Origin of the sequence: Flavobacterium quisquiliarum, assembly GCF_019308285.1 — a bacterium.
GTDB classification, from domain to species: Bacteria; Bacteroidota; Bacteroidia; order Flavobacteriales; family Flavobacteriaceae; genus Flavobacterium; species Flavobacterium quisquiliarum.
On record NZ_WWEM01000040.1, the window covers coordinates 77,419 to 103,635 of the forward strand.

Below are 26,217 nucleotides of genomic sequence, written 5' to 3' on the forward strand. Positions count from 1 at the left end.
AAAAACAAAAGTTATGGCAAATTGGTGCAGTAATACAGTTGTATTCGAGGGGAAACCCGAAACAATCACAGCAATACAGGAACTTTTTCAATCAATGAAGGAAAAGGAAGAAAAAATCGAAGAAGGACAATTACCCGAATTTATTTCTAAAGATAATGGTGGTTATTTCTTCAATATCTATTGGAATGAAGGCGATGAAGGACAATTTCAATATGAAACAAAGTGGTCGCCCAATATGGAAATCATTCAAAAGATAGCGGAGCATTACGAAGTGAATTTCACACACGACTATGAAGAAATGGGCAATCTTGTATATGGCAGGGCAACATTTTATGACAAGCTACTCACAGATGTTTATTTGGAAGACGTGGATTTTGAGCAATACGAATTTGATGAAGAAAACGAAACCTACCATTTTGAGGGTAATGATTACGAAAGCGATTACGAGATATTAGAAAACTTGTTGGAGCGGAAAATTAAAATTCAAGAAACTTAAAACCAAAGGCAATGGAAACAAGAACAATAGCTACAAAGTTTGTACGCCAAGATGTACCCGAATTGGCAACCCTGCAAAATGCAAAGGTTTACTTATTAAGGGAAAAACTGAACAAAGGCGAAAAATTGAACCGAGCCGAAAAAAATTGGCTTGCAGAAGCAGTAAACCGAAACGCCTATTTCAAAAGAGCTGTACCGCTTATGGGTTATCGTTTTGGTTTTGAGGATGTTTTAAAATCCTATATCGTAAAGCAGTACGGCAGTTGGTTAGAATACAACGCTCCCGACAAAACAAGTCTTCGAAGTATCATATATGGCAGGATTGACCAAATAGCGGAAATCAGCAAATAACATTTAAAGCCAAGTACAATGAAAATCATAGATAAAAATGGGAATTGGGTTGAAGTTACCGACCTCATAAAAGCTATCCAGCAAACTGGTTGGTATAAAGAATATCTGCACGACCCACCAACAGAAACAGACAAGGAAAGACAGAAATATTGGGCAGATATGCACGAGAAACTTAAAAAAGAAAAAAGTATTAACAATTAAAATTTCAGAACGATGAACACCAATTTTTTCAATCAGATACAGCAGTTGGACTTTACAGGAGTATTGCAACTGAACATTTCAAAAGGGATAGAAAGCAACCTAATTGTAACAGTATTGCTCAACAACGAACAATGCGGAGATAGTGCAAAAAATCTAATTCCCCCATTGACCTTTAACGCCACGCCCCAAGAGTTTGACGAGGGATTTTTTGAGCAGATAACTACACCCATACAAAAGGTATCGGGCTTAATGGTGGATATGGAAAAATTCCAAAAGCAATTGGACGAAGCCAAAGCACAATCGGCAATAGAAAAGGAAAAAACCGAGAAAGCGAAAAAGGACAAGGAAACCAAAGACAAGAAGTTTAAAGATGCTATAGCAAAGGCGGACGAGTTGGAAAAAGAGGGTAAGTTCCGTGAAGCGTGGATAAAAGTTCCCGATATAACGGAGTTTCCCGAAAAAGCAGACGAGATACGCAAACGCAAAACAGCATTATCCGACAAATTCGCAACACCGAGCCTTTTCGGAGCAATTGACGAAACAAACCCCAAACTTCTACAAGCGGAAGAAGTTACTGCCGATTATCCTATTGATGAAACACACGAAGATGAAAACGAATATTAATCATTAAAACAGAACATTATGTTATTAGCAACGCAATTAGAAAGAGTTTTTATACTCAAAGATAAAGGACAGGACATCAGACTGACCGACCCCGAACCACGTTGGAGCGTGGAAGCCGTAATGAATTTTTACGCCAATATGTACCCGATTTTGACAACGGCAAAAGTATCTGCACCACAAATAAAAGACGATGCAGTCGAGTACAAGTTTGAGAGTGTAATGGGTACGAAAGGTTAACCAAATATTAAAGCGATGAATTATGCAACGCAACATCATATCGGGAACTATCAGCATACCCGAACAGAAACGACAACGGCAATTGCACCGACAGTTGGGCGAGTTCGCCAATTGGCTACAAAGACCAAAGGACGCAAACCAAGTGCAGAAAGACAAGCAGAAATCCGTACCAATAGCAATGCTACCAATGGTATTCTAAAGTGTACGTTTCTGCCCAAACTAAAAACGGCACCATCCGTACAGGCTTGTCAGAAAACGGAGAGGGATTTTTACAAGTCCCTTTCCAAACTTGCCGAGCATTACAGGATTGAACCAATGCAGACCAACAGTTTTAAGTTTCCCTACAATATAACATTGGCTATGTGGGATATGGAAAACAAAGTAAAGCGTACCAACAGCAATTGGGATGGTTTCAGATTGGTAAAGGATAGCAGGAAAACCTATTTTATAGGCGAGGAACGATACAACACAGGAACAACCTTGTATTACATTCCCGTTGTGCCACTCTTTAAAATGCTCAAAGACCCAAAGCGTAAAAAGACCGCACAGCTTTTACTATCGGTATGTAGTTATCTGTATCATATCGCTCAAATTCCGTATTACAGGCAGGAAGAAAGTTACTTGTATTGGCTTTACGAAATGATGAACGATTGGGTGGAACAGGACGAGGAAACGGAAGAAACTGAAAGCTATAAAAGTGAATTGAGAAATGCCGAATACATTGGCGATAGAATAGAACAAAAGCTATTTAATCGAACTAATCTAAAGGTATTTGAACAGCGTTTGAACCGATTTAAAAGTGTTGATATGTTCGACAAGGAATGTTGGCAAGTGGCTTGTAATGCGTTTGCCCTTTGCACAGAATATCCGAACACCACTATTTTTAGCAACGCAACATTGCCCGAAAAAGACCCTTATGATAATGACGAGAATGAAATAATCGGAATGGAAAAATACATTTCATTTATTGCAGATACTAAAGGCTGGTTGTACGAAAGTCTTTCAGATACCATCAACAATGAATTTAACGAGTACGGAGCAATGGCAGAACCTACTATTTCCAAGCGATTTGACGGAAGTGAAATACCAACAGCAAACCTTGATTTTGAGAACCGTTTATTTGGTTTATTGAATGATTTGAGTGGAATATTATACGAATACAAAACGATAGAAAAATGAATACAACAACAGATATAAAAGACCATTTTGGAACATTGTACTATGCAAAATCCGCTTTGGTTTTCTATGAAACCAAAGGAACAGAAAACGATATGTACGTGGAGCATTTTGATATGGACAGCAACGGAATGCCTATCAATGCCCATCCATTAACCGTAAAGGAAGCCAATATTTTAGCAAAGTCCTTACAGACCGATGAAGAAAAGAACCAAGCCTTTTTAAAACCAAAGGGAATTTTGCCTACCAATATTCTGCATATCAATCCAAATGCGGAAAAAGGTACGGTACTTTGGTACACTAAAACACAACAACGGAAACTGTATTTTGTGGATAGTTTGGGCATACCCAGCGGAATATCACAAGTACCGCCAATGCTATGGTTAGCGAGCAAAAGCAGTCTTACCGTATTTGCTTTGGCAAATGACAGAAGACCCACCGAGAAAACGCCATTGCATTATGCACCTTTCTTCAATATCTACGAAAAGGGCAATGTATGTATGGGTACGGTGAGTGTTGATATTAAAAATTCGGCTTCGGTTGAGGAATTTATACAGGCGTGGGAACATTATTTTTTCAATTCTTATTTCAGTCATTCATTATGTGAAAACCTGACGAAAAAAAACATTGTAAACCTTTGGAAAGACCTTATCAATACGGATAAACCTTTTCCGAAAGAAGTATTAAAAAAGAACAACAAAACCCTTAAAAATCTATTGTAATGAATACAGCAAAAACCGCAGTACATTTTACAGATAATTACCTGCTCAATCCTACCAATCCGATTTCGGTAAACCTTATCGGGGCAGGTGGCACAGGCTCAAAAGTATTGACTGCTTTAATGGAAATAAACGAAAGTTTGATTGCGTTGGGACACGCAGGGTTACAAGTCCGCCTTTGGGACGATGATGTTATCACGAGTGCCAATTTGGGCAGACAACGATTTGCAGAAAGTGAAACAGGATTATATAAATCCGTTGCTTTAATCAATCGTTGCAACCGTTGGGCAGGAACAAATTGGAAAGCCAAAACGGTAAAATTTGAAAAAGACAATTTTGGCAGACTTCCCGAAAAAGCAAGGGCAATCATTACCATTACGTGTGTGGACAATGTGCAGGCGAGGTTTGGCGTTGCTGAAATTCTTAATGAAATAAGCTATCGCAAACACTACCAAGATGAGCCAAAATATTGGTTGGATTTTGGCAACAGCCAAGATACAGGACAAGTGATATTATCCACTATCGGAGAGATAAAACAACCCAATTCTGAAAAGTACGAAACGGTGGCAAGCCTGCCATTTGTTACCGATGAATTTGGCGAATTGCTGAAGCAATCCGAGCAAGAGGACAATACGCCAAGTTGCTCACTTGCTGAAGCGTTGGAACACCAAGATTTGTTTATCAATTCATCGCTTACACAAATGGGTTGTTCTTTGTTGTGGAACTTGTTTCGCAAGGGAATGACCGAATACAAGGGATTTTTTCACAATCTGAAAGATTTCCGCACCCACCCGATAAAAGTTGCCTAAAAGCCGAAATCGGCGGGCAAAAATGCAATTCCTTCCTACGGTCGGAAACGCATTTTTGCATTTAAAATTGGTGCAACCCCTTTCTCAAAATGCACCGCTACACAATCCCTTTCTTCACATTTTAACAAACAGGTTGCGAGATTTTTATGTGGGATATTCGCTATCCCATTTGCTGTATTTAGTATTGACTTCTTTTCTTTTCACACTGCGACCAAAGAAAAGATTCTGTGTTGTAAAACAATTTTTTTTAGTTTTTTTGGTGTTAAATTGTGTACAATAACTATAAATTGTACTTTTGCACCACTCAATGAAAAGAACAGTACAAATATCATCCCAAGTTACTCCGCCTTGATCTTAGGCTAACTGTTATATTTCCCAATTTTAATTTATTGGCTTTTTTATCGTACCCAAAGGTTTTTTCTTTTGGTGCATCTCTTTTTTATTTACATTTTTAATATTTAAACATACTTTTTTATGCAGAAAGTTATTAATCTGTTTGATTTCAAACAGAAAATTAATTACAAAAACGAAATTCTTGCGGGTCTTGCGGTGGCTATGACCATGATACCTGAGTCTTTATCCTTTGCTATTCTGGCAGGGCTTTCGCCTTTGACAGGGCTTTATGCAGCTTTTTTAATGGGTATTGTTACTGCAATTTTGGGAGGCAGACCCGGAATGGTTTCTGGGGGAGCCGGAGCAACGGTAGTAGTACTTATCGCATTGGCAGCATCACACGGTGTGGAATATCTTTTTGCTGCGGTTATATTAGCAGGTGTACTGCAATTTTCAGTAGGAATTTTTAAACTGGGTAAATTTGTCCGCCTGATCCCACAACCAGTAATGTATGGTTTTTTAAACGGCCTTGCAGTAATCATTTTCATGGCACAGGTAGCTCAATTTAAAGTTGTAGAAAACGGGATAGAAGGTTGGATGCAGGGGCCGGCGCTTTATCTAATGGCTGGATTGACATTATTAACTATAGCCATCGTATTTATATTGCCAAAATTTACAAAAGCGGTTCCTGCATCTTTAGTAGCAATAATAGTTGTCTTTGGTATTGTATATTTTTTCGGCATCGATACTAAAAAAGTTATTGATATCGCCTCTGTAGGAGGCTCTTTACCTTCATTTCACATCCCTGCTATTCCTTTTACTCTGGAAACATTGAAAATTATTTTCCCTTATGCCTTGGTAATGGCAGGGGTTGGATTGATTGAAAGTCTGTTAACGCTTAATATGGTTGATGAAATAACCGGCACAAAAGGACAATCTAACCGTGAGGCTGCCGCACAAGGTATAGCCAATATCACCAACGGTTTCTTCGGAGGAATGGGTGGATGTGCAATGGTTGCCCAGACTTTAGTGAATGTAGGAGCTGGAGGAAGAGCCAGACTTTCTTCAATAGTTGCAGCCATAGCAATCTTATTGATCATTCTTGTTGCTGGTCCTGTAATCGAGCAAATTCCAATGGCGGCATTAGTCGGGGTGATGATGATGGTAGCTATAGGTACATTTGAGTGGGTCAGCTTTCGAATTATTAATAAAATGCCTCGACACGATATTTTTATTGGCATGTTGGTAGCAGTTATAACCATAGTATTGCACAACTTAGCTTTAGCGGTTTTGATTGGTGTAGTCATTTCGGCTCTAGTATTTGCCTGGGAGAGTGCTAAAAGAATACGTGCAAGAAAATATGTAGATGAAGATGGTGTAAAGCATTACGAAATTTTTGGGCCGCTCTTCTTTGGTTCTACTGCCGCATTTATTGAAAAATTTGACGTACTAAATGACCCGAATGAAGTTGTAATTGATTTTAAGGAAAGTAAAGTAGTTGATATGTCTGCTATTGAAGCTTTAAATAAAATTACGGAGAAGTATCACAAGGAAGGTAAAAAACTACATTTACGTCATTTAAGCCAAGATTGCAGGCAATTACTTAAAAATGCAGAAACAGTTATTGATGTGAATATTATTGAAGATCCTACCTACAAAGTAATGACTAATAAATAGCATCGGAATACCCAAGTTTAATATTACAACTACAGCAATAATTTTAAAAAAAATTATTGCTGTTTAAATTTATTATCGTAATATTGCGATATATTTATTTTTATAAAACTGATGGGTGTCACAAAAACCGAAATTTTTACAGAACAGCAGAACCATTTAGCTAGTATTTTAAAGGCACTGGCTCATCCTGCTCGTATAGCTATACTGCAACATATCATTAAACAAAATGCCTGCATCTGTAATGATCTTGTAGAAGAATTGGGATTGGCACAAGCGACAATTTCACAACACTTGAAAGAGCTGAAAAATATTGGTATCATTAAAGGAAATATAGAAGGAACTAGTGTATGTTACTGTATTAATGAAACAGTCTGGAATGAGATTAAGAAGGAACTCAATAGCTTTTTTGTCGAGAATGTAAATAGTAAAGAATGCTGTTAAGCTTTTTTTTAACACCAAATCATCGTAACATTGCAATATAACATTTATTGAGTTAATATCAGAAATATGAAGCTATCAAAAATTAAAGAAATCCTGCCAACATTAGTAAATGTTGGATTTCAATTAGAAAACGGAACCTTAGTTCCAGAACATTTCCACGTTACCGAAGTGGGACAAATTACTAAAAACTTTATAGACTGTGGTGGCGTAATCCGTTCGGAAAAAGTTGTAAACTTCCAATTATGGAATGCAGACGATTTCGAGCACAAATTAAAGCCAGCTAAGCTATTAAACATCATCAAGCTATCCGAAGAAAAATTGGGCATAGAAGATGCGGAAATTGAAGTGGAATACCAAAGCGAAACGATTGGTAAGTATGATTTGGATTTCAACGGAGATACATTTGTACTGAAAAATAAAACAACAGCTTGTTTGGCTCAAGATGCCTGCGGTATTCCTTCCGAAAAAGTAAAGAAAAATTTGGCAGAACTGCCTGTAAATAATGCTAATGCTTGTACTCCAGGTGGCGGATGTTGTTAAAATTGAATTTTTATGTTTTCAAAAATCATTCATACAGATAATTCAAAGACAACAATCATAATCCGACTGATTGTTGGAGGTGTTTTTTTATCGGAGGGCATTCAAAAATTGCTGTTTCCTGCCATTCGTGGAGCGGGACGGTTTGAAAAAATTGGCTTGCCATCGCCTGAATTTTTTGGAAGTTTTGTAGGCATATTTGAAATCCTTTGCGGAGCGTTTATTTTGCTGGGGTTGCTTACAAGGTTAGCAAGTATTCCGCTCATCATCATTATGCTGGTTGCCATTGCCACGACCAAAACATCTATTTTGGCTAGCGAGGGTATTTGGGAATTGCTGCACGGCAGCCGTACGGATTGGGCGATGCTTTTGGGAAGTATGTTTTTGTTAATCAAAGGCGGAGGTAATTGGTCTATTGATAAAATCGTAATGAGAAATGGAGCGTGATATTCAAATAAAGGAAATTGCCAAACTCTTTCTAAAGCTCGGTTTTATTGGTTTTGGAGGTCCCGCGGCTCATATTGCTATGATGCAGCAGGAGGTAGTAGTGAAAAGAAAATGGATGAGCGAACAGCATTTTTTGGATTTGTTGGGAGCTACTAATCTCATTCCTGGCCCCAACAGTACAGAAATGGCGATACACATCGGCTATGACAAAGGCGGTTGGAAAGGATTAATCTTTGCAGGGTTATGCTTTATTTTACCTGCGGTTTTCATTACCGGGATATTTGCATGGTTGTATCAGCAATACGGACAATTGCCCGAAGTACAGCCCTTTATTTACGGTATCAAACCTGCAATCATCGCTATTATCATAGGAGCTGTTTTTCCATTAGCAAAGAAATCAGTAAAGTCCACATTCTTGGCGGTTGTAGGTATTCTTGTTTTGGTACTGTCATTATTCGGCATTAGTGAAATCTATTTGATGTTTGGAGCGGGATTGCTGGCAATGGCCTTGTATTACCTTCAGGATACAAAAAATACGCTCCAAAGTTTTATCCCGCTCGCATTCTTACAAATCGCACAAAGCCCCTTACTGTCTGAAACAAATACCAAATTATTTTGGATATTCCTGAAAATTGGTGCTATCCTCTACGGAAGCGGTTATGTTCTTTTCGCCTTTTTAGATACGGAATTAGTTGCAACGGGCTTACTCACCCGGCAGCAATTAATGGATGCTATTGCTGTTGGACAGTTTACCCCAGGTCCTGTTTTTTCTTCAGTTACGTTTATTGGCTATCAAATCAACGGACTATCCGGAGCAGTTATTTCTACGATTGCTATTTTTCTGCCGTCGTTTATTTTAGTAGCATTGCTAAATCCCTTAATGAAAAAAATGCGCCAATCTAAAGGACTGTCCATTTTTCTCGATGCGGTCAATGTGGCATCTGTTGCAATCATAGCCGCTATTTGTCTTACAATGGGCAAAGAAACTATTACTGATTGGCGGACGATATTAATTGCAATGATAAGTGCGATCGTAGTTTTCAAATTCAAAAAAATAAATAGTGCCTTTGTGGTTATTGGAGGAGCATTATTAGGGTATTTATTTAATCTTATCTAAAGTTATCTTAAACAAAATATTTAAACAATAAAAATTAGACAAAATGAAAATAGCATTATTCAGTGATATTCACGCCAATTTACCTGCATTAGAAGCATTTTTTGAAGATGTTGAAAAAAGAAAACCAGACAGTATTTATTGTTTGGGCGATTTGGTGGGCTATAATATTTGGCCAAACGAAGTGGTAAACGAAATCCGTAAAAGGAGAATACCAACCATTGCCGGAAATTACGATTTTGGCATTGGCAGAATGAGCAACGAATGCGGTTGTGCCTACAAAACAGACAGTGAAAAAGATAACGGAAATATTTCTATTTCATTCACAAATTCTTTGATGAAAGATGAAGAAAGAGCGTATTTGCGTACACTTCCAGCCCATATCAAAGTAGAATTTCAACTGAATGAAGATAAATTGAATTTGCTTTTGGTACACGGAAGTCCGAGAAAAATAAACGAATATCTTTTTGAAGACCGTGAGGAAAAAAGTATGCTTCGCATTATGGAGCAAGCCGATGCAGACATTATGTGCTTCGGACACACACACAAACCTTATCACAGAGTTTTAAATTCGGGTATTGACGGTCAAAATCATTTCAGACACGCCATTAATATCGGTTCGGTTGGTAAACCGAAGGACAGCGATGTAAGAGGCGGTTATGTAATGTTTACGATTAATGAAAACAGTTCTGTGTTGGACAAAGATAGTATCAGTGTAGAATTTATACGCTTTGATTATGATATTGAAAGGGCTGCAAAAGCAGTTGAAGAAAGCATTTTACCAAACGAATACGCAGAAAATTTAAGAAGAGGTTACTAATCTAAAATTTATAAAAATGGAATTTCCAACCGAAAGAAAGTATTCAAAAGAACATACCTGGATAAGCATACAGGACAACACAGGTACAATAGGCATTACAGAATTTGCGCAAAGTGAATTGGGCGAAATCGTATATGCGGATTTACCAAACGTTGGATATAGTTTTCAGCAGGACGAAGTATTCGGCTCTGTTGAAGCAGTTAAAACGGTCAGTGATTTATTTATGCCTGTATCGGGTAAAATCACTGAAACGAACGAACTACTTTTGAAAGCACCAACACTCATAAACGACCATCCTTATAAAGACGGTTGGTTGATTAAAATTGAAATAAAAGACATTACAGAATTAGAAGACTTATTGACATCAAACCAATATAAAGAACTTACAAATTAGCAATGCAACCAAAATTAAAATTCTTAGACAGATACCTTACTTTATGGATATTCCTTGCAATGGCAATTGGCGTGGGTTTGGGTCATTTCTTTCCCAATATTTCTAATGTTACCAACAGCTTATCTGTTGGCACTACCAATATTCCATTGGCAATAGGATTGATATTAATGATGTACCCCCCCTTGGCAAAGGTTGATTATTCCTTATTGCCCAAAGCATTTAGAGATAAAAAAGTAATTGGCATATCCTTATTGCTCAATTGGGTAATCGGCACGCTATTGATGTTTGGATTAGCGGTTTTGTTTTTACGTAACGAACCCGATTATATGACAGGCTTAATTCTTATCGGTTTGGCAAGATGTATTGCCATGGTCATCGTCTGGAGTGACTTAGCTAAAGCAAACAGAGAATATACAGCTATGTTAGTTGCATTAAACAGCATCTTCCAGATATTTACTTACAGCTTTTTAGTTTGGTTATTCATCAACGTATTACCTGCAAAATTAGGATTAGCCAATTTCAATGTAAGCGTATCCATGAAAGATGTTACCGAAAGCGTATTGATATATTTAGGTATTCCATTCCTAGCAGGTTTTTTAAGCCGTTACTTCCTTATAAAATCAAAAGGTATAGAATGGTATAACCGAAAATTCGTCCCCGCAATATCGCCAATTACCTTGTACGCTTTACTGTTTACGATAGTATTAATGTTCAGCTTGAAAGGCGATAAAATATTGGAATTACCAATGGATGTAGTAAAAGTAGCCATACCGCTAATCATCTATTTTGTGTTGATGTTTTTCGTGAGCTTCTTTATCAATAAATCTCTTAAAGTTCCTTACGACAAAAACGCATCCATCGCATTTACAGCCACAGGAAACAATTTTGAATTAGCAATAGCCGTAGCAATATCGATTTTCGGCATTCATTCGCCACAGGCATTTGTGGGTGTTATCGGCCCACTGGTAGAAGTTCCGGTACTGATATTATTGGTAAAGGCAAGTTTATGGCTAAAGGAGAAATATTATAGTAAAAAAGACTGAATTTAAATTTCAGTCTTCTTACTCTTTCTTCTACTTGATAAATTCAAAATCACATATCCTATTATACCCGCAATGAGTGATGTTATTAAAACAGATAGCTTGGCCTCTTCAATGAAAACCTGATTGTCAAATGAAAGCATAGATATAAATATGGACATTGTAAAACCTATTCCAGCTAATAATCCTAAGCCAATAATGTGAATAAAGTTACTGTTTGCAGGAAGTTGACCTATCCCTAATTTAGAGCATATCAAAGAGGTTACAACAATGCCAATGGGCTTACCAAAAATCAATCCCAGTGAAATACCTAAACCTAAAGGGGAAGTCAGTCCTTCTATCATTTCCTGATGAATTGTAATATTTGTATTGGCGAATGCAAAAATGGGAATAATTAGAAAGTTAACAGGTTTTACAAGTGCATGTTCTAGTTTCTCTAACGGAGATTCAACTTCTGTATCATTGGTTGGCAAGGTCATCGCTACCAGTACACCTGCTATAGTGGCATGAATGCCAGAATGATGCACAAAATACCATATAAACACTCCTGGTATTAGATATAGATAGGGATTCTTAATATTGAATCGGTTCATCAAAATCAGTACTAGTATTCCAATTCCGGCATAGCCTAGATAGCCTAACTCAATTCCGGATGAATAGAAAATGGCAATTACTAAAATAGCTATGAGGTCATCCACTATCGCCAAAGCCGCTAAAAATATTTTTAAACTGGTTGGTACTCTTTTGTCTAACAGCGAAATTACGGCCAATGCAAAAGCAATATCGGTAGCCATGGGAATACCCCAGCCGGAAGCTGTCGGGGTTCCTGAATTAAAATATAAATAAATCAATGCGGGGACAACTGCTCCACCGATAGCAGCAAGGATAGGCAAGATTGCTTTTTTAGGAGAAGAGAGTTCTCCTTCAACAATTTCTCTCTTAATTTCCAGACCTACCAACAGAAAAAAGATTGCCATCAATCCGTCGTTGATCCACATACTTACGGAATAATTGAGGTGTATGGCTTCATTTTCATACCCCAGCTTTGTGTCCAATAAATTTTGTAGCGGAACGGCCATTGATGTATTTGCCACTATCATTGAAATCACTACGCATAAAAAAAGGAGGAAACCTCCAAAATTACTTGATTGAACAAAGTCTTTGAAAATATTTAGATTGATCTTATCCTTCATGTTTTAAATGTAAAAGTTAAATATCGCAATTTACCAATATTAACTTACTCTGCCTCATAGATGGGTTCTAAATCTATGAAATAAGCTTAATTTGGGTAATAAATCCGTGTCACTTTGTAGTGAAGATCTATTAAAATTATGCATGTAAAATCCTGACATAATAGCTAGTAAGCTAATACACTTTAAAATTGTAAGGAACTGTGTTGGGGCTATTTCCTTAATTATGGTAATGTTATAACTTCTGATGAGATTATTTTGCGTTCATATTCTGAATCATAATAGGCATTACTTTTCCATAATATGTATGTCAATTCCAATAATTTCCTTTGGATGGCAACTATAGCCTTCATTTTAATCCCATGCCTTGAAACTATTCTTAAGAAAATATCTCTGAATCTTTCATCAGTCCTGATTGCAGCCAGTGCCGGAAAGTGCATTACTTTCCTTAAATTCCGATTACCCCGCTTGGATATTCGGGGTTTGGATTTCACTGAGGTTCCAGATGTTTTTTCTCTTACATCTAATCCTGCATAACTGACCAATTGTCTTTTATTCTTTATTAACTCGAATCCGTTAGTTTCGGCTATAATGGTTACAGCGGTTAAGTTTCCAATTCCAGGAATAGAAGATACCATATTCATCTTTTCTAGTAGAACTTCGTCTCCTTTGATAAGTATAGCAATTTCTTCTCTTATCTCTTTTTCCTGCGAATCAATAAGAGCTATTCTTTTTTTTGTTCGTTTCACTGAGCTTTCACTTGATGTTTCAGAAGTACGTTCTGCATGCAGTTGATTTTTTAACATTGTACGCTCATGTACCAACTGCTCTCGTTCCCGACAAAGCTGTCTCAAATCATTGAATATTTTTAAAGGAGGTTGCCAAACTTCCAATTGCCTTTCCAAACCGAATCTCGAAATGGCTTGTGAAGCGCTCTTGTCAGTTATGGTTTTTATGTCAAGTGTTCTCGCATAATTACTAATCTTGTTTGGCAGAACGATACTGACTTGTTTTTTAATACTGCATAGGTAATAGGCTAAGGATTCATGATAAACGCCTGTTGCTTCCATTACGTACCGTACTTCTGTTGTAATTGATGTCTGCTTATTTACCCATGACACAAGGCTTGAAAAACCCTTTCGAGTATTGGGAAATACTTTGTATGCATAAACTTCTATGCTGATTTGTTCATCCATTCGACCAAGCGATACAACTAATTCATTTTGTGCTACATCAATTCCTACTGTCTGCTTTAATAATACCTTCATCTTATCTGGTTTAGGTAAGTGATAACCTTTCTTCATCTTTTCTCCTGACTGGATATACTGGCTATAAGACTCATCATAATGAGCAAATTCCTTACATTCTGTTCAGATTCTAAAAGGTTAAAGAAGAGGAGGCAGTTTCTTTTCTTGAATATACCATATAGGCTATTTAAAGCAAAATCTGCTCTCGCCCTTCTTCACTTAGATTATATTATACAAACATAGGAGAAGCAAAAGAACGTCGCCTGATTAATGATGGTTTATAATAGAATATTTGCGATAACCCTAGCATCTAATTCATTAAATTTGTCCTTAAAACAAATAGACTAATTCCTATACAAAATACCCAAATTTTCTAAATTAAGGGGTTAGCGGTATAGCTATAATACAGGTCATAAAGATGGAATACTTAGTAAAAGACGAGGAACTTGAATTGAAATATGAAGCAGGTAAAGGTGCTTGGACATATCACATCCAAGTACCTAACACTAAACATATCGTAGGAAAATGGGGTTCATTGAAAGTATCTGGTACAATTGACAACTACACAATTGACAGTATTAATTTGTTTACAATTGGGGGACAAGACAAGCTAATTTCAATTAATGACAAAATCAGGAAAGCAATCAGCAAAAGTGGTGGCGACACTGTAACTGTTACACTTTACTTATTGACTTCAAAGGAGTCGATTACAGAAAAAGAAATTTTAGATACTTTTAGAAAATCGGGGGTTTTAAAATCGTTCAATAAATTACCAAAAGAAGATAGGATTAAAATTATTGAAAAAATATCCTCTACAAAATCCGAGGACAAACAAGTAAATATAATTTTGAAATACATTGACCAATTGGGTGACGACAATGATTAAGCAGTCTTCACTTGATTTCCTTTCTACTCTCAAGCAGAATGGTTTGAAAAAAAATGGCATTACTTTAAAAACTGTCAGTAAAAATAAATTTCAAAATGATTGAAACAGAAATCTCAATAACCGTAAACAGAAAATCCGATATTACCTTATTAGCGCAAACAATTGTCGGGAACAAGTTCCAATTTCCGGTTTACATTCGGGAATATGAATTTAGCTATCAAATAAATTTCACAAGTGATTATGAGGAATGGGAATTAGACACAGCTATTCTCAATTCTTTTCCTGGATATGAATTTACCACCGACCTCGAAAAAGGACGGAAGGAAATACGGATACAAATATCCCGATACCAATCTGAATTATCTACTGATGGCTGGGGAAGACGGATTGAAAATCCTTTGGATGAAACGAAATATCTTGTGAAAGCATCGGCAAATAAGTCTGAAAAATTCAACTCTAAAATTAAAGTTTTGTTCGAAGATAAAGAGCAGTTCTACTTTGTAAACATTGTGGATGGTGTTAACAGTACAACCGAAGAAAAAGGTTTTTTGCTTCTGGATCATTTTAAAGCCAATGAAACAGATGAAGCAACTTTTTTTAAAGATAGATTATACAAATCTCCATTAGAAGCTTTTCATTCAGGATACTATAAGTTATCTGAATTGGTTGACAAGGATTTTAGCACTTATCTTGAAAACAAAAAGAAAGAAATCAGAGAAATTCAAAAACAACCACGAAAAATCATCAGAGATTTTATAAACGCCTGTAACAGTTCCGATGAAAGTAGTATCCTGAAAAATCTTGACGAAAATATCGTTTTTGAAGTTCGTAAAAACTGGAAAACAATATTTGAAATCGAAGGGCTTTCAAAATTCAAAGAATATCTGAACTCATCCAATCAACAATTGTGTGGTAAGAATTTTAAAATCAGGTCATCTTGGAGTTTTAGTTTACCAAACGTGACTATTGGAGTAAAATATTTTCCGCCAGTTACAGAAAAGGATATGCACCCTACTCAAAAATATGAGCAGATAAGGTTTGTACTAAATGATAAAAAAATCGCTAGTATTTTGTATGAGAATTAGTGAATTTTATCCTAATTGATAACGGCTTCTATTACTTTTCTAAAATATTCCGCATCATTACCAATCAGCAAGTAACTTGAAAAACCAATATCTAAAAGATATTTACCTACTTTCTCATCATCAATATCACTATGTGCAATAAGTTTTATAGTTGGATATTTTGTTCTTAATTCTTGAAGTTCAACAAAAACATTCTTGTTGTAAAAATCAAGGTCGATAATACAAATTTTTGGGAGTTCATTTAATGAAGATAATTGTGATAGTCCATCTTCAATGCTTTCCGAACGAAATAAGACTTCAGTTCCTGAAGCAATGAGGTCTTTACAAATGAAATCTAAAATTGGGCTTTTATCATTGATAAAGGCGAGTGTAATTTTTTGTTGGGATGTACCAGTTTTCATATCATCATACTTTTTTAAAGTTGATGTAGCCCTGCACAAAAAGAAAGCGCAGGCCACTACACTTACCGCACATTGAGGCACTGGTATACCCGACAACGAATAAGCGAGCGCCCACGCCTATGGCATGAGCGTTCTTCCTTATCGTCCCGTTGTCTAAAAATTACCAGTTTTCAATGTGGGACTTAAAGCAAAAACACTTTAAGTATTTCTATATTTTACATAGCAAAGATACTAAACTCTTGCTATTAGATGTATTAATGCAATAAAAAAGCTTAGTCTGAATTAGTTTTGTGATTGATATAATTCTGCTCCAATATTGTCATCAAATCTGTTTCCTTATAAATAATTTTGCCACCAATCTGAATATACGGCAGGATATTATCATCACGATATTGCTGTAAAGTGCGTTTGCTAATGTGTAACAGTTTGCATACATCTTCGCCCGACAAATAAATTTCTCCATTCATTACGGGACGATAGTTTTTTAATATATTTTCAATACGGTCTCTCAATATCAAAATCATTTCTTGATGGGAAATGATTTCTTCATTATCATTCGTCAGTAAATCCATTATCATTGGTATTGTACGGCTGTCCAGCTTCGAGCAAAGCCCGTACGTCCGAGAGTTTATAATAATTCTTGCGGTTCAGTTTGGAATAAGGTAACAGCCCTTTGTCCTTGTAGGTCTGCAAAGTCCGTTTAGTAATCTTCATCATCAAACAAACTTCCTGGTTATCTAGCCATTTTTCTTCTTTGAAAATTGAAATGTATTTCATTGTGGCATTTTCGGTCAATTCCAAAAGTGCTTTCAGTTCATTTGTCATTCCATCCAATGCGGATTTTTGTATTGCGATAACTTCCATAATCTGCTCAATTTTGCTGTGGAAGTCGAATTTATCAATTATTTGTAAAGGCTTGTGAAATGTTGTATTGATTGTCGTTGAAAGGTAGTATTTGTCACTGGAACAACAATTTAGAAACAATTTATTTTGTAGATTTGGAGAAAGTAATTTTGCCGTTAAACATACAAATTTTACATTTTGTATGTTTGAGAATTTAATAGCAAGTATAACCAAAAAATACCTAGCAAGAAACTATGAATAGAAAACTTACGACAAACTCAAGATTAGTCAATGAATTATTTGCTAATTACATCAGCACATTCACTGCTTTTTGCGAACTATTAAACAACTCAATTCAAGCAAAGAGTAAAAACATTTGGATCGACATAGATTACACTTTAGAAACTGAAATACATCCTCTTTTAATCAAAAAAATATCAGTAAAAGATGATGGTAACGGAGTTCATATGTCTGATATCGAAAAAAAATTATTGGATATTGGAACAGCAAATAAAGATGGCGGAAAAGGAATTGGAAGATTTGCCAGTTTTCAAATTGGACAAGAAATCGAAATTGAAACTATTGGATATTCACAAGAAGAAAATACTTTTACTGAAACATACATTCCGTTATCATTTAATAGTTTTGGTAAAAACATCAATGTTTCTGAAATTGAGTTAGCGACAAAAGAAAATATTCTAAAAGGAAATAATCATAATACTTACTACAAAGTAACTATTTCAAATTTGTATCCACATACGACAACAGAAAATGAACCAAAAAAGAAAATAATTGATAAATTTCTTAAAGATAATATTTCAGATGCTATTTTTGAGAGATACCCTTTAAAAATTTTCAACAAAGAAGTTACATTTCACATTAATGGTAAAGCTTTAAACCCTAATGATTTCGTAATTGACAAACCTATAAAACTAGCCAAGACTTATACTGACACTAAAGGCAAAGAACACAAAGTTCTTTTTGATTTTATGCAGATTAAGAAAATGGATAAAATAAAAGTTTTTTTAACTGCACAAAATGCTGGTCTAAATACAATAGCAGGAAGTCTGGAGTATGATGCCAGTTGGTTGAGCCCAAAAATAGGAGGATGGTTTATTTATGTATCTTCATCTACGCTCTCATCTGATATTTATAGAAACATAGATTTAGATGATTTAGACCCAGATTGGAGAAAAGTAAGAGAATTTATTAAAGACAAATTAAACACATTCTTCAAGGACAGAAACTTTGAGTTTGACAATTTTTCTGACAACCTTAAAAATGACGATTATTATCCATATAAAGAACGGGCAAGCTCAAAATCAAAAGTTATACTCTTTGATAAGTTAGCATATTTAGTGGAAGATAAATACCATATTTTAAAAGATAATAATCAATTAAGAGAAATCATATATCCGCTTATAGATAGAACAATTTCCAATGGAGAATTGAATAATATTTTAAGAAGCGTTCTAAAATTAAACAACAAAATGATTTCTAAATTCTCGGATTTATTGGAAAAAACCGATTTAGATAATATTGTTGAATTTTCTGATAAAGTTGCTTCGAAAATTGAAGATATTGAATTTCTTGAAAAACTTGTTTATAGCGAAATATCTAAAAATGTGAAAGAACGAAAAGAACTTCATAAGTTTTTAGAAAGGATGTTATGGGTTTTTGGAGAAGAGTATTCCGAAAGTACCAAACTATTGTCAGATAAAAATTTAGAAAAAAATCTAACTCAATTAAGAGACGATTGCTTAATATTTAAACCATCAAAAGATGGAGATAACATAAATGTCATTGATGAAAAACCGGTAAAATCTATTACTGACCTATTTATGTATAATGAACGGGTTTTAGACGCTAAAAGAAGAGAAGTTTTAGTTGTTGAATTAAAAGCCCCAAAAGTAAAAATTAGCCCAAAAGAAATTGAGCAAGTAATGAAGTATGCCAGAGAAATCGAAAAACTTGATGCTTCAAGTTCAAATATTCATTACAAAATTTTATTGATTAGCTCAAAGATTAATTCTGATGCAGAATTTCAAATAAAAGGTAATCAAAGAAATGAAGACAATCCTTACTTCTATTTTAGGAATGAAAATAAAAATATTGAAATATGGATAATGAAATGGTCGGATTTATTGGAAAATGTAAAAAGAAAGCTAAAATATATGTCTGCTATCTTAAATACCAAAGATATTGATGTTCAGGAAAAAGCAGAAAAAGATTTTGCAGATATTGAGTTCAGTAAAGTGAGCTCCTCTCTAAAAAGAGTGGCGATGTCTTAAATTATAAAAAAAGTAGTAAATAGAAAATGTTATCATACAGTACAAACGAAAAAGCTAGTACTTAAAGTAAAACAAGAAAATTTGATCAGCGTTGTGCAGGTTGCTCAGTTCTTACTTCTGACTGCTGTTTTTCTTTTTTCTCACGAGAATAAACCCATAATGACAAAAGTCCAAAAATAATCAGTGCATAAGCTACCCATTTACCAAACTTTTCAATCAATTTAATGAAAACCGAACTTTCATAAGATGAAAAGCCCTCAGCTCCCATTGGGCTTCGCCTGTAAAATTTTCTACGGTTAATCCAGTATCTAAGCCCTAAACCAGCAACCAAAAATATTATTCCTATAACTAATGATGCGACCATAACAAAACACTTAAAATTTACCTTTTAAATTTACAAAAAAAACAGTTTTAATATCCCTTAAAAAGAGAAATCCTGCTTTTTGTGGCAGGATTTCATTGTTTTTAATCAGCACTATTAAACTGAAAACTTATCTGTTTTTTATTTCCAAAGCTGTCCGAAATCCAAACATCAAAGGATTGCGAAACGGCAGATGTTGAAGTATAGTACAATCGAAACTGATCTGTCGGTAATGGGTATAAATCGTTCGGTAAATATGGTTGCTCATCGTAATACCGCAACGTGCCTTGTCCGTCAAATTGGAAATAGCGAAGAAAATACTGTGTGTTGCTGTAATTGCCTGTTCGCTGTATGGCAATGCGTATTTCTACCGTCTGCCCATTGGCTATATCTTTGGGAACCGGCATCACATTTACCTCAAAAGGAAAATCGTTCTGTATTTCGAGCTCATCATCTGTGCTACAAGATACCAAAGAAACCGAAGCTGTTAGGATTGCCAAGAGTACATATATTGAGCTTAATCCTATTCTGAATTTATTGAATATTGCTATCATTGTTTTATGTATTAAAAATTAAACCTTAGTCCCACACCTGCGGATGGTCTGAATTGCTCTAAGTCCGTACCCCAAAATACCTTTGTGCGTCCTTGTAGGATTAACACAAAACGGTCTGATAGATATGTTTCAAGAGTGAGCCGTCCACCAGCTCCGTAGATGAAGTTATCCTCGCTCAAAATCTTTGCTCCGTCATACAACATCGCTTCGCCACGATTGATGCTTTCGTAACCGACTACACCTGTTATTCCGAAGTTCAGCGTAATGTTTTTACGAGCATCGCCCAAAAGGAAGAAACTGTAACCGCCTTCGGCAGTATAAGTTTCCTGCGGTATGCGGAGGTCTTTATAGTCGTGGTATTGGTGCGTGTATTCCAATGCCCAAAGCTGATAGTTACCGTTTTTACCGTTTATGGTCATACCAAGATTGATATAATAATCGTTACCGATTTTATCGTTGGATACTACACCTGTACTTACTTCCAGTCCTTTCTGTTTTGGGAGCATTCTTTGTGCCTGTGTAACCGTGATGGTCATCAAAATGAACATCACGGTATAGATATACTTTTTCATATTATTGCATTAAAAGGTTATTAAAATTTTAGGTGCATATCGTTTATCAAACGAGCTTTTATCAAATCCGAATTTTCTACCTGCAAAGTTTGATGTCTGCCACCGTTCTTCTCGAAAATCTCAATCAACAGTACCTTGTCATCGGCAATGGTAAATTGGTCTAACAGGAACACGTTTTGTTCGGTTAGTTTCCCGCCAATCTCGTCCAAAGGTTTGTAAGTGCGTAATGGTATCATCGGGCGTTCCTGTACAACTGTACGTTTGGCTACCTTTTTATCTACTACTTTGAAATTGATAAAATCAATCTGGAAAGGCACATTGGTTTTATTTCTCAATTCCGTATGGAAATAATATTTGCCATTGTGAATGTAAATACCTTTAAGGATAAACTGAATACCGAAACTCTTTGCCCCAATATGCTTTACAATACGCTTATCATTTTTGTAAATCGTTTCCAAAAGCAATCCTGCCAGCGAAGGCGAATTATTGCCCAACTCTTCAAGAAGCACATCGTTTCCATTGGCTTTGTCTACTGCCTTTTGCATTGTGAGCAGGTCATAACTCAATGCCTCGGGATAGGAACTGTAATATACATTGAAACTGTAAAAACGTCCGTCATTGGTAATGACCGAAAAATTGGTTTCTGGTTCAAAATCCCTTACCGTTGCTTTTACACGCAACACGTTTTCTGCATCTTCTGCTTTTCCTGCAATCAGATATTCGCTTCCCAAATCCACATAACGGATAGCGGTCGGAAAAATCAAGTGCGAAGTTTTATCGTAGGTAACTTCCATTTTATACGGTTCTATCTTGCCTAATGCAAGCGGAGTTCTGATGCTGTCTTGTGCAAAAGATTGTACGGCAAAGCCGAGTATCAGGGCAATTGCCCAAAAGGTTTTTAAATGATTTTTCATTGTCTTTAATATTTAATTTTTAATGGTAATGAAGCGTGTTCCGCTGCACGGAACAGGTTTCATTGTTTTATTTATTTGAATTCAACATTATTGTTTAGATACAAGGAAGACCTGATGTCCTGCTTTCAGCGTAACTTTTGGGGTTCTTACCTTTTTAGCAAAATAGCCCGAAATTCCCTGTACCACACCACGACTAAGGTCTGCGGCAACTTGCTGTCCAGCATTTTGCGTGAGCATTACGCTTGTTCCTCCTGTCTGGCTCATATTGCCTGCCATTTCGGTAAGGGCATTCATTTCGGGCGAATAAGGAACGTACAAGCCTTGCTGTCCGTCCAAATCGTAAATGGTTATATCTACTGGGATGATATTGCCCTCCAGTTCTATCGAGGTAACTTTTAGTTGTAAACGCCCTCCCTGAAATTTCGCATTAGCCGTTAAAATCGTTCCTTTTGGAATGGTACGGCTCGGTGTTTTTGCAGGCTCTAATAATCGTAAACGCACACCTGTTTCGCCAACTACTGTTTGGGCATCGTGTACACAGGCTTTGATACTGTGTTTGGGTTGTGCCATTTGTTCCACAGAACCAGCGGTATAAAACCCACGGTTCTTTGTTTCGCTCCAATCTGCTAAAAAAGCACTGTCCGATGGTTCACGGTACAGGGCTGATACGGCATTTTTTCTTGTAGGCGTAAACGATACAAAATGCTCTTTTTGGTTAGTACCAGCAGCACTAACAGCAACCGGAACAGTACCATTGGCAGGAGTACCGTTCTCGGAATTTTCATTCTTCGGAAGATATTTTGCTGCCATTTCATAAGATTTCTCCATTAGCTTCAATTGGTCATCAACTGTGGCCACAGGTGGCACACCCTTTTCTGATAATTTTTCTTTCAATTCGTCCACCTGCTTACGCAGTTCCATTGTTTCAGCGTTATCATCTTGATAAAAGGAACTCAATGCGCTTTGGCTATTTCGATAGCTGTTCAAAGCAGGATTACTGCTTCTTGCCGAATTTCTTCCACTACCGCCAAAGCTGTTGTTTTCCTCTTCTTCATTAAACGGTTCGTCGGTTGGCTCTTCTTTGTCTTCTGTATTCCAGTAGTCTGAAAGTGTAGCCAATGCATTGCGTTTTTCCTGCTCTTTGCGTTCGAGCATTTCCTGTTCATACGCCTTGCCTTTGTCGGCAGGCATTCCAGTTCCAGTAGCCTCTGGTACCGCATCGTTCAGCCCTACATTTTCAATTGTCTTTTTGTCTTCGGATGGTTTAAATATGAGGTACATACAACCCACGAAAACAATCGCCATTAAGCCGAAAATTAAGGGCTTTTTGAGCTTCTCCTTATTATTCTGTGTGCCGTCTTGTAACACATCAGCAGTTGCAGACGGATTACCTTCTGTTACCCGAACAACTGACTTTTTGTTCTCATTTTCTTTCATAAATTTTATTTTTTAAAATTGTTGATACACTATCCTGCAATCTTGCAGGACTTCCATTTTTTTTGAGGACAGGGTTTTCGATATGCTCTATGATCATATCGTTTCCAGACTTTGTATCGTACCAGACTTTGAAAATTACACCTGCGGTAAGCAGTAGATATCCCACAAAAAAGCACAGGGTATATTGGTGCTGTTTGCGTACTGGTAACGTCTGCCAACGTTCATCAAGCTTGTCAAAATACGTGTCCATATTTGCTCTTAGTTTTTTCATATTCTTATTATTTCTGATGTTAGAGCTTGAACCGTTTTGAACTTGAGCCCAGATTTTGTTTCTGTTCATCATTGACCAGTGCGATCGCTTCAGTTAATTTGGGTGCAGATATGATTGAAAGGTTTGTCAATTCCGATTTTTTAAGCAGTTGCCCAAAGCTGTCTTTCTTGGCTATTTCCATTCGGCTCAATGAGAATTTGCCGTTCAGGTACTTTACCCACATACTGCATTCTACACGGGGCTTGTCTTCTCCCAACCATTGCAGATAGCCTGTCAACAATAAATCCTGTTTGGGTAAACTGTCTGTACCTTTTTGGTAACTTTCAAGGTAATCGCTGATGCTTTCTTTCAGCTTTCCGGCATACGCACCCTGCGTATGGAAATAGCCGTTATATCCTTTTTCTGTAAGGATTTTTGCGAACGTGTTTAAATCTGATAATACTTCCATAAGATTATTTTTTAGCGTTCGATGACTTCTATATCCCTGTTTTCCACGACTGCAAATTTTTCGATATTGAAGCCTTGTGGGTTGTTGTCAGAGCGAACGGAGTTGACTAGGTAGCAGGAAGTAATCAAGTTACGTCTGGTTACATTGCTTGACCGAATGATGAATTGTTTTGCATAGGTTCGTACCGCATAAGGATGGGTATCGAAATTGCAGACCACACTATCTACTTCGATGCGTTGCTGTACATTTCCTGATATAATACGACTGTAATAGCCTTTTTCCGACAAGTCTTTATAGTAGTCGAAGGCACTTTTGTCAGCAAGATTGAATGCCCTGCTCATATTGCTTTCTATAGCGTTTTTGTCGGGAGCAAGTGTAAAGAACAGTTCGTGAAACCTTCTAACGTGTTCTCTTGCTTCCACAGGTCGGTTGATGCTCGCATCCTGCGATAAGGCAAGCATCAAAGATTTGCCGTTATCCAATACATAGATTTTTTGGCGTTGTTCTTCTGCAAAGCGGTAGGACTGCCATACGGCATATCCTACCACGCCAATGCAGAGAACCGCAAACACAATGGCATATAGTCTTATCTGCCTAAAGCTGTTTTCGATATTTCTTAGCGTTTTAAATTCCATTTTTTTTAATGATTTATTGTTATTTATTCATCAGTTTACCGCCGATGTTTCCTACTGTAGATCCTGCACCAGCACCTGCAAGGTTTCCTGCCTTCATCGCTGTTTGATTTACATTACGAGTAAAGTTTCCTGCACCTCCGGCTTGGATTACCCAACCTGTTACTGTTGGAATTGTGAAGTAGCCAACGATACCGATAATCATAAAGATGATGTACACCGTATTGCTCGTATCGGGTATGTAAGTTGGATCGGCAAGCATTGCTATATCCCGTTCTAAAATGAGGGATTGTATTCTTGCCAACATCGAACTGAACAAATCGGAAACAGGAAGCCACAGGTAAACACTTACATACCTCGTGATCCATTGCGTGAGCGTTGACTGAAATCCGTCCCAAACGGAAATAGCAAAAGCTATTGGCCCCAGTATCGAAAGGACTATCAGGAAAAATGTTCGTATGGTATCAATAACTAAAGCCGCCGCCTGAAAGAGTATTTCCAATAAATTGCGAAACCAATCCTTTATTGCTTTCTCTATCTTGTAGGCTTGCCTGTCCATATACATTCCTGCCATTGTACCAACATCGGAAGGCGACCATCCTAATTCATCCAGTTTTTTATCAAACTCTTCGTCTGATGCCATATAGGCGGTTTCGGGATTTCGTACCATTGCTTCGTATTCCAATTGGTCTTTCTGTTGCTGGAGTTGGTTGAGGTCAAGCACCTGGTCTTCGAGTATGGCGTGAGTTCCTGTAACTACCGGGCTTAATACTGCATTAATGGTTCCCAACACGATGGTTGGAAAGAACATTATACAAAGACCCAGAGCGAATGGACGCAGTAACGGAAACACATCGATAGGCTCGGCTCGGCTTAAAGCCTGCCAAACCTTTAATGCTACATAGAACAACGCACCCAATCCAGCCAATCCTTTAGCCACAGCCGCCATATCACCAGCAAGTGGCATCATATCATCGTAAAGTGAACGAAGGAGTTCGTGAAGATTATCCCATTCCATTTTTACCAGTATTTTTGGTTAGAAGTTCCGTAGAGTTCAAGCACTCTCTGTGCGTCGTTTTTCTTTTTCGCTCTTAGATAGCTTACAGAAATGTTCTTATTCGTGTAGTAGCGAACAAGGCTGTGGTAATCCTTAACTTCTTTGTACACACGGTCAATTACATCCATACGTTCTTTATCGTTCAGGGAAAGACTTGACGAGGTTATAATCTGCTTCAATTCTTTCAGCAGTTCGGTACTTTCATTGAGCAGTGCCGAATAACCGTTGCCGATTGCAACCAATTCCTGTGGTGTAAAATTGGGGTCGTTCATCATTTTTCCAAAGTTCTGAACATATATTTCGGACACATCGCCTACCAACAATACGGTTTGCTGTACTTTACGGGCATCTTTCACAAGGTTGTTGATAGCTTTCAGCTTATCGTAATATTCCTTGCCCTGGTCGTACACTTTCTTCACTTCGTTGAAGTTCTTTACCACATTGCTCACGGTGGAAGAAGTCTGTATGATTTCGTTCGCACTGTTGATAATTCCTGATGCCAGATTTGCAGGGTCAGTTACTACAAATTGGGCTTTAGCTGACGGTGCTACGGCGAGCATTAATGCCGTACACACTGTAAAAAAGATTTTTTTCATTGCTTCTAAATTTTAAA

34 protein-coding genes are annotated in these 26,217 nt (G+C 36.8%); 19 read left to right on the forward strand and 15 right to left on the reverse strand.

Annotated features, from left to right (window positions below; genetic code table 11):
- Positions 1–13: 13 nt before the first annotated feature.
- From GSY47_RS23825 to arsB, 16 genes are all read left to right on the forward strand, one after another.
- The gene (locus tag GSY47_RS23825; RefSeq protein ID WP_037438458.1) at positions 14–496 is read left to right on the forward strand and encodes a DUF1281 family ferredoxin-like fold protein; all 483 of its coding nucleotides are present in this window, start codon (positions 14–16) and stop codon (positions 494–496) included.
- Positions 497–507: 11 nt separating this feature from the next.
- Positions 508–846: a molybdenum ABC transporter ATP-binding protein gene (locus tag GSY47_RS23830; protein WP_156309117.1), complete on the forward strand. Its 339-nt coding sequence runs from the start codon at positions 508–510 to the stop codon at positions 844–846.
- A gap of 18 nt (positions 847–864) precedes the next feature.
- Positions 865–1,047 carry a 3-isopropylmalate dehydratase gene (locus tag GSY47_RS23835; RefSeq protein WP_156309116.1) on the forward strand — a complete coding sequence of 61 codons (183 nt, stop codon included), beginning with the start codon at positions 865–867 and terminating at the stop codon, positions 1,045–1,047.
- Between the two features lie 12 nt (positions 1,048–1,059).
- Positions 1,060–1,671, forward strand: coding sequence for a PRTRC system protein E (locus GSY47_RS23840; RefSeq protein WP_156309115.1), 612 nt, complete (start codon positions 1,060–1,062; stop codon positions 1,669–1,671).
- A gap of 18 nt (positions 1,672–1,689) precedes the next feature.
- Positions 1,690–1,908, forward strand: coding sequence for a PRTRC system protein C (locus tag GSY47_RS23845; protein ID WP_037438461.1), 219 nt, complete (start codon positions 1,690–1,692; stop codon positions 1,906–1,908).
- A 15-nt stretch (positions 1,909–1,923) separates the two neighbouring features.
- A complete protein-coding gene (locus GSY47_RS23850; RefSeq protein ID WP_156309114.1) occupies positions 1,924–3,087 on the forward strand; it encodes a hypothetical protein in 1,164 nt (387 codons plus the stop codon).
- Complete coding sequence (locus GSY47_RS23855; protein ID WP_156309113.1) at positions 3,084–3,806, forward strand: PRTRC system protein B; 723 nt, start codon at positions 3,084–3,086, stop codon at positions 3,804–3,806. Before GSY47_RS23850 ends, GSY47_RS23855 begins: the two co-directional genes overlap by 4 nt.
- Complete coding sequence (locus GSY47_RS23860) at positions 3,806–4,612, forward strand: PRTRC system ThiF family protein (protein ID WP_156309112.1); 807 nt, start codon at positions 3,806–3,808, stop codon at positions 4,610–4,612. Before GSY47_RS23855 ends, GSY47_RS23860 begins: the two co-directional genes overlap by 1 nt.
- Before the next feature lie 474 nt (positions 4,613–5,086).
- Positions 5,087–6,622 (forward strand): SulP family inorganic anion transporter, encoded by a 1,536-nt coding sequence (locus tag GSY47_RS23865; protein ID WP_002978310.1) that lies wholly within the window; start codon positions 5,087–5,089, stop codon positions 6,620–6,622.
- A 111-nt stretch (positions 6,623–6,733) separates the two neighbouring features.
- Positions 6,734–7,063, forward strand: a complete 330-nt coding sequence (locus GSY47_RS23870; protein ID WP_002978307.1) for an ArsR/SmtB family transcription factor — start codon at positions 6,734–6,736, stop codon at positions 7,061–7,063.
- A 66-nt stretch (positions 7,064–7,129) separates the two neighbouring features.
- Positions 7,130–7,603, forward strand: a complete 474-nt coding sequence (locus tag GSY47_RS23875) for a DUF6428 family protein (RefSeq protein ID WP_002978305.1) — start codon at positions 7,130–7,132, stop codon at positions 7,601–7,603.
- Between the two features lie 12 nt (positions 7,604–7,615).
- A complete protein-coding gene (locus GSY47_RS23880) occupies positions 7,616–8,047 on the forward strand; it encodes a DoxX family protein (RefSeq protein WP_002978304.1) in 432 nt (143 codons plus the stop codon).
- Positions 8,037–9,164, forward strand: coding sequence for a chromate efflux transporter (gene chrA, locus GSY47_RS23885; RefSeq protein ID WP_002978301.1), 1,128 nt, complete (start codon positions 8,037–8,039; stop codon positions 9,162–9,164). The genes GSY47_RS23880 and chrA overlap by 11 nt, the downstream gene beginning before the upstream one ends.
- Before the next feature lie 43 nt (positions 9,165–9,207).
- Positions 9,208–9,981, forward strand: coding sequence for a metallophosphoesterase family protein (locus GSY47_RS23890; protein ID WP_002978299.1), 774 nt, complete (start codon positions 9,208–9,210; stop codon positions 9,979–9,981).
- Positions 9,982–9,997: 16 nt separating this feature from the next.
- Positions 9,998–10,375 (forward strand): glycine cleavage system protein GcvH, encoded by a 378-nt coding sequence (gene gcvH / locus GSY47_RS23895; RefSeq protein WP_002978297.1) that lies wholly within the window; start codon positions 9,998–10,000, stop codon positions 10,373–10,375.
- A gap of 2 nt (positions 10,376–10,377) precedes the next feature.
- Positions 10,378–11,418, forward strand: a complete 1,041-nt coding sequence (gene arsB / locus GSY47_RS23900; RefSeq protein WP_002978295.1) for an ACR3 family arsenite efflux transporter — start codon at positions 10,378–10,380, stop codon at positions 11,416–11,418.
- A 2-nt stretch (positions 11,419–11,420) separates the two neighbouring features.
- Here arsB and nhaA read toward each other — a convergent pair whose 3' ends face one another.
- Entirely contained in the window at positions 11,421–12,608 is a 1,188-nt protein-coding gene (nhaA, locus tag GSY47_RS23905; RefSeq protein ID WP_002978293.1) for a Na+/H+ antiporter NhaA, read from the reverse strand.
- Positions 12,609–12,829: 221 nt separating this feature from the next.
- A complete protein-coding gene (locus GSY47_RS23910) occupies positions 12,830–13,873 on the reverse strand; it encodes an IS110 family RNA-guided transposase (RefSeq protein WP_041461711.1) in 1,044 nt (347 codons plus the stop codon).
- Positions 13,874–14,270: 397 nt separating this feature from the next.
- On the opposite strand from GSY47_RS23910, the gene GSY47_RS23915 reads away from it, so the two are divergent.
- Together GSY47_RS23915 and GSY47_RS23920 are read left to right on the forward strand one after the other, a co-directional pair.
- Positions 14,271–14,738, forward strand: coding sequence for a DUF1905 domain-containing protein (locus GSY47_RS23915; protein WP_219071557.1), 468 nt, complete (start codon positions 14,271–14,273; stop codon positions 14,736–14,738).
- 95 nt (positions 14,739–14,833) lie between these two features.
- Complete coding sequence (locus tag GSY47_RS23920; RefSeq protein ID WP_219071558.1) at positions 14,834–15,823, forward strand: hypothetical protein; 990 nt, start codon at positions 14,834–14,836, stop codon at positions 15,821–15,823.
- 11 nt (positions 15,824–15,834) lie between these two features.
- On the opposite strand, the gene GSY47_RS23925 is transcribed toward GSY47_RS23920, so the two are convergent.
- From GSY47_RS23925 to GSY47_RS23935, 3 genes are all read right to left on the reverse strand, one after another.
- Complete coding sequence (locus tag GSY47_RS23925; RefSeq protein ID WP_037438467.1) at positions 15,835–16,224, reverse strand: response regulator transcription factor; 390 nt, start codon at positions 16,222–16,224, stop codon at positions 15,835–15,837.
- 272 nt (positions 16,225–16,496) lie between these two features.
- A complete protein-coding gene (locus tag GSY47_RS23930; protein WP_049038341.1) occupies positions 16,497–16,796 on the reverse strand; it encodes a helix-turn-helix domain-containing protein in 300 nt (99 codons plus the stop codon).
- The gene (locus tag GSY47_RS23935; protein WP_135834316.1) at positions 16,777–17,088 is read right to left on the reverse strand and encodes a helix-turn-helix domain-containing protein; all 312 of its coding nucleotides are present in this window, start codon (positions 17,086–17,088) and stop codon (positions 16,777–16,779) included. The genes GSY47_RS23930 and GSY47_RS23935 overlap by 20 nt, the downstream gene beginning before the upstream one ends.
- A gap of 233 nt (positions 17,089–17,321) precedes the next feature.
- Here GSY47_RS23935 and GSY47_RS23940 point away from each other — a divergent pair, with 233 nt between their 5' ends.
- The gene (locus tag GSY47_RS23940) at positions 17,322–19,358 is read left to right on the forward strand and encodes an ATP-binding protein (protein ID WP_219071559.1); all 2,037 of its coding nucleotides are present in this window, start codon (positions 17,322–17,324) and stop codon (positions 19,356–19,358) included.
- An 85-nt stretch (positions 19,359–19,443) separates the two neighbouring features.
- Here the strand turns inward: GSY47_RS23940 and GSY47_RS23945 are convergent, their stop codons facing one another.
- The 10 genes from GSY47_RS23945 to GSY47_RS23990 all read right to left on the reverse strand — a co-directional run bounded on the left by GSY47_RS23945 (position 19,444) and on the right by GSY47_RS23990 (position 26,200).
- Entirely contained in the window at positions 19,444–19,722 is a 279-nt protein-coding gene (locus tag GSY47_RS23945) for a molybdenum ABC transporter permease (RefSeq protein WP_219071560.1), read from the reverse strand.
- A 101-nt stretch (positions 19,723–19,823) separates the two neighbouring features.
- Positions 19,824–20,273, reverse strand: coding sequence for a DUF3872 domain-containing protein (locus tag GSY47_RS23950; RefSeq protein WP_219071561.1), 450 nt, complete (start codon positions 20,271–20,273; stop codon positions 19,824–19,826).
- Between the two features lie 11 nt (positions 20,274–20,284).
- Entirely contained in the window at positions 20,285–20,845 is a 561-nt protein-coding gene (locus GSY47_RS23955) for a conjugal transfer protein TraO (protein ID WP_219071562.1), read from the reverse strand.
- Between the two features lie 20 nt (positions 20,846–20,865).
- Positions 20,866–21,759 carry a conjugative transposon protein TraN gene (gene traN / locus GSY47_RS23960; RefSeq protein WP_219071563.1) on the reverse strand — a complete coding sequence of 298 codons (894 nt, stop codon included), beginning with the start codon at positions 21,757–21,759 and terminating at the stop codon, positions 20,866–20,868.
- A gap of 87 nt (positions 21,760–21,846) precedes the next feature.
- Positions 21,847–23,196: a conjugative transposon protein TraM gene (gene traM / locus GSY47_RS23965; protein WP_219071564.1), complete on the reverse strand. Its 1,350-nt coding sequence runs from the start codon at positions 23,194–23,196 to the stop codon at positions 21,847–21,849.
- Positions 23,183–23,467 (reverse strand): nitrogen regulatory IIA protein, encoded by a 285-nt coding sequence (locus tag GSY47_RS23970; RefSeq protein WP_156309102.1) that lies wholly within the window; start codon positions 23,465–23,467, stop codon positions 23,183–23,185. The genes traM and GSY47_RS23970 overlap by 14 nt, the downstream gene beginning before the upstream one ends.
- Before the next feature lie 19 nt (positions 23,468–23,486).
- Positions 23,487–23,915, reverse strand: coding sequence for a hypothetical protein (locus GSY47_RS23975; protein ID WP_156309101.1), 429 nt, complete (start codon positions 23,913–23,915; stop codon positions 23,487–23,489).
- Positions 23,916–23,926: 11 nt separating this feature from the next.
- Positions 23,927–24,550 carry a conjugative transposon protein TraK gene (gene traK, locus GSY47_RS23980; RefSeq protein ID WP_002978256.1) on the reverse strand — a complete coding sequence of 208 codons (624 nt, stop codon included), beginning with the start codon at positions 24,548–24,550 and terminating at the stop codon, positions 23,927–23,929.
- 19 nt (positions 24,551–24,569) lie between these two features.
- On the reverse strand, positions 24,570–25,565 hold the full coding sequence (gene traJ, locus GSY47_RS23985; RefSeq protein WP_002978255.1) for a conjugative transposon protein TraJ: 996 nt from the start codon (positions 25,563–25,565) through the stop codon (positions 24,570–24,572).
- Positions 25,566–25,567: 2 nt separating this feature from the next.
- Entirely contained in the window at positions 25,568–26,200 is a 633-nt protein-coding gene (locus tag GSY47_RS23990; protein WP_037438479.1) for a DUF4141 domain-containing protein, read from the reverse strand.
- Positions 26,201–26,217: the final 17 nt, after the last annotated feature.

What these genes read in the sequence shown, in the direction of transcription:
- GSY47_RS23825 (WP_037438458.1), top strand. Translation starts at nt 14, where the DNA reads ATGGCAAATTGGTGCAGTAATACAGTTGTATTCGAGGGGAAACCCGAA.
- GSY47_RS23830 (WP_156309117.1), top strand. Translation starts at nt 508, where the DNA reads ATGGAAACAAGAACAATAGCTACAAAGTTTGTACGCCAAGATGTACCC.
- GSY47_RS23835 (WP_156309116.1), top strand. Translation starts at nt 865, where the DNA reads ATGAAAATCATAGATAAAAATGGGAATTGGGTTGAAGTTACCGACCTC.
- GSY47_RS23840 (WP_156309115.1), top strand. Translation starts at nt 1,060, where the DNA reads ATGAACACCAATTTTTTCAATCAGATACAGCAGTTGGACTTTACAGGA.
- GSY47_RS23845 (WP_037438461.1), top strand. Translation starts at nt 1,690, where the DNA reads ATGTTATTAGCAACGCAATTAGAAAGAGTTTTTATACTCAAAGATAAA.
- GSY47_RS23850 (WP_156309114.1), top strand. Translation starts at nt 1,924, where the DNA reads ATGAATTATGCAACGCAACATCATATCGGGAACTATCAGCATACCCGA.
- GSY47_RS23855 (WP_156309113.1), top strand. Translation starts at nt 3,084, where the DNA reads ATGAATACAACAACAGATATAAAAGACCATTTTGGAACATTGTACTAT.
- GSY47_RS23860 (WP_156309112.1), top strand. Translation starts at nt 3,806, where the DNA reads ATGAATACAGCAAAAACCGCAGTACATTTTACAGATAATTACCTGCTC.
- GSY47_RS23865 (WP_002978310.1), top strand. Translation starts at nt 5,087, where the DNA reads ATGCAGAAAGTTATTAATCTGTTTGATTTCAAACAGAAAATTAATTAC.
- GSY47_RS23870 (WP_002978307.1), top strand. Translation starts at nt 6,734, where the DNA reads ATGGGTGTCACAAAAACCGAAATTTTTACAGAACAGCAGAACCATTTA.
- GSY47_RS23875 (WP_002978305.1), top strand. Translation starts at nt 7,130, where the DNA reads ATGAAGCTATCAAAAATTAAAGAAATCCTGCCAACATTAGTAAATGTT.
- GSY47_RS23880 (WP_002978304.1), top strand. Translation starts at nt 7,616, where the DNA reads ATGTTTTCAAAAATCATTCATACAGATAATTCAAAGACAACAATCATA.
- chrA (WP_002978301.1), top strand. Translation starts at nt 8,037, where the DNA reads ATGGAGCGTGATATTCAAATAAAGGAAATTGCCAAACTCTTTCTAAAG.
- GSY47_RS23890 (WP_002978299.1), top strand. Translation starts at nt 9,208, where the DNA reads ATGAAAATAGCATTATTCAGTGATATTCACGCCAATTTACCTGCATTA.
- gcvH (WP_002978297.1), top strand. Translation starts at nt 9,998, where the DNA reads ATGGAATTTCCAACCGAAAGAAAGTATTCAAAAGAACATACCTGGATA.
- arsB (WP_002978295.1), top strand. Translation starts at nt 10,378, where the DNA reads ATGCAACCAAAATTAAAATTCTTAGACAGATACCTTACTTTATGGATA.
- nhaA (WP_002978293.1), bottom strand. Translation starts at nt 12,608, where the DNA reads ATGAAGGATAAGATCAATCTAAATATTTTCAAAGACTTTGTTCAATCA.
- GSY47_RS23910 (WP_041461711.1), bottom strand. Translation starts at nt 13,873, where the DNA reads ATGAAGGTATTATTAAAGCAGACAGTAGGAATTGATGTAGCACAAAAT.
- GSY47_RS23915 (WP_219071557.1), top strand. Translation starts at nt 14,271, where the DNA reads ATGGAATACTTAGTAAAAGACGAGGAACTTGAATTGAAATATGAAGCA.
- GSY47_RS23920 (WP_219071558.1), top strand. Translation starts at nt 14,834, where the DNA reads ATGATTGAAACAGAAATCTCAATAACCGTAAACAGAAAATCCGATATT.
- GSY47_RS23925 (WP_037438467.1), bottom strand. Translation starts at nt 16,224, where the DNA reads ATGAAAACTGGTACATCCCAACAAAAAATTACACTCGCCTTTATCAAT.
- GSY47_RS23930 (WP_049038341.1), bottom strand. Translation starts at nt 16,796, where the DNA reads ATGGATTTACTGACGAATGATAATGAAGAAATCATTTCCCATCAAGAA.
- GSY47_RS23935 (WP_135834316.1), bottom strand. Translation starts at nt 17,088, where the DNA reads ATGGAAGTTATCGCAATACAAAAATCCGCATTGGATGGAATGACAAAT.
- GSY47_RS23940 (WP_219071559.1), top strand. Translation starts at nt 17,322, where the DNA reads ATGAATAGAAAACTTACGACAAACTCAAGATTAGTCAATGAATTATTT.
- GSY47_RS23945 (WP_219071560.1), bottom strand. Translation starts at nt 19,722, where the DNA reads ATGGTCGCATCATTAGTTATAGGAATAATATTTTTGGTTGCTGGTTTA.
- GSY47_RS23950 (WP_219071561.1), bottom strand. Translation starts at nt 20,273, where the DNA reads ATGATAGCAATATTCAATAAATTCAGAATAGGATTAAGCTCAATATAT.
- GSY47_RS23955 (WP_219071562.1), bottom strand. Translation starts at nt 20,845, where the DNA reads ATGAAAAAGTATATCTATACCGTGATGTTCATTTTGATGACCATCACG.
- traN (WP_219071563.1), bottom strand. Translation starts at nt 21,759, where the DNA reads ATGAAAAATCATTTAAAAACCTTTTGGGCAATTGCCCTGATACTCGGC.
- traM (WP_219071564.1), bottom strand. Translation starts at nt 23,196, where the DNA reads ATGAAAGAAAATGAGAACAAAAAGTCAGTTGTTCGGGTAACAGAAGGT.
- GSY47_RS23970 (WP_156309102.1), bottom strand. Translation starts at nt 23,467, where the DNA reads ATGAAAAAACTAAGAGCAAATATGGACACGTATTTTGACAAGCTTGAT.
- GSY47_RS23975 (WP_156309101.1), bottom strand. Translation starts at nt 23,915, where the DNA reads ATGGAAGTATTATCAGATTTAAACACGTTCGCAAAAATCCTTACAGAA.
- traK (WP_002978256.1), bottom strand. Translation starts at nt 24,550, where the DNA reads ATGGAATTTAAAACGCTAAGAAATATCGAAAACAGCTTTAGGCAGATA.
- traJ (WP_002978255.1), bottom strand. Translation starts at nt 25,565, where the DNA reads ATGGAATGGGATAATCTTCACGAACTCCTTCGTTCACTTTACGATGAT.
- GSY47_RS23990 (WP_037438479.1), bottom strand. Translation starts at nt 26,200, where the DNA reads ATGAAAAAAATCTTTTTTACAGTGTGTACGGCATTAATGCTCGCCGTA.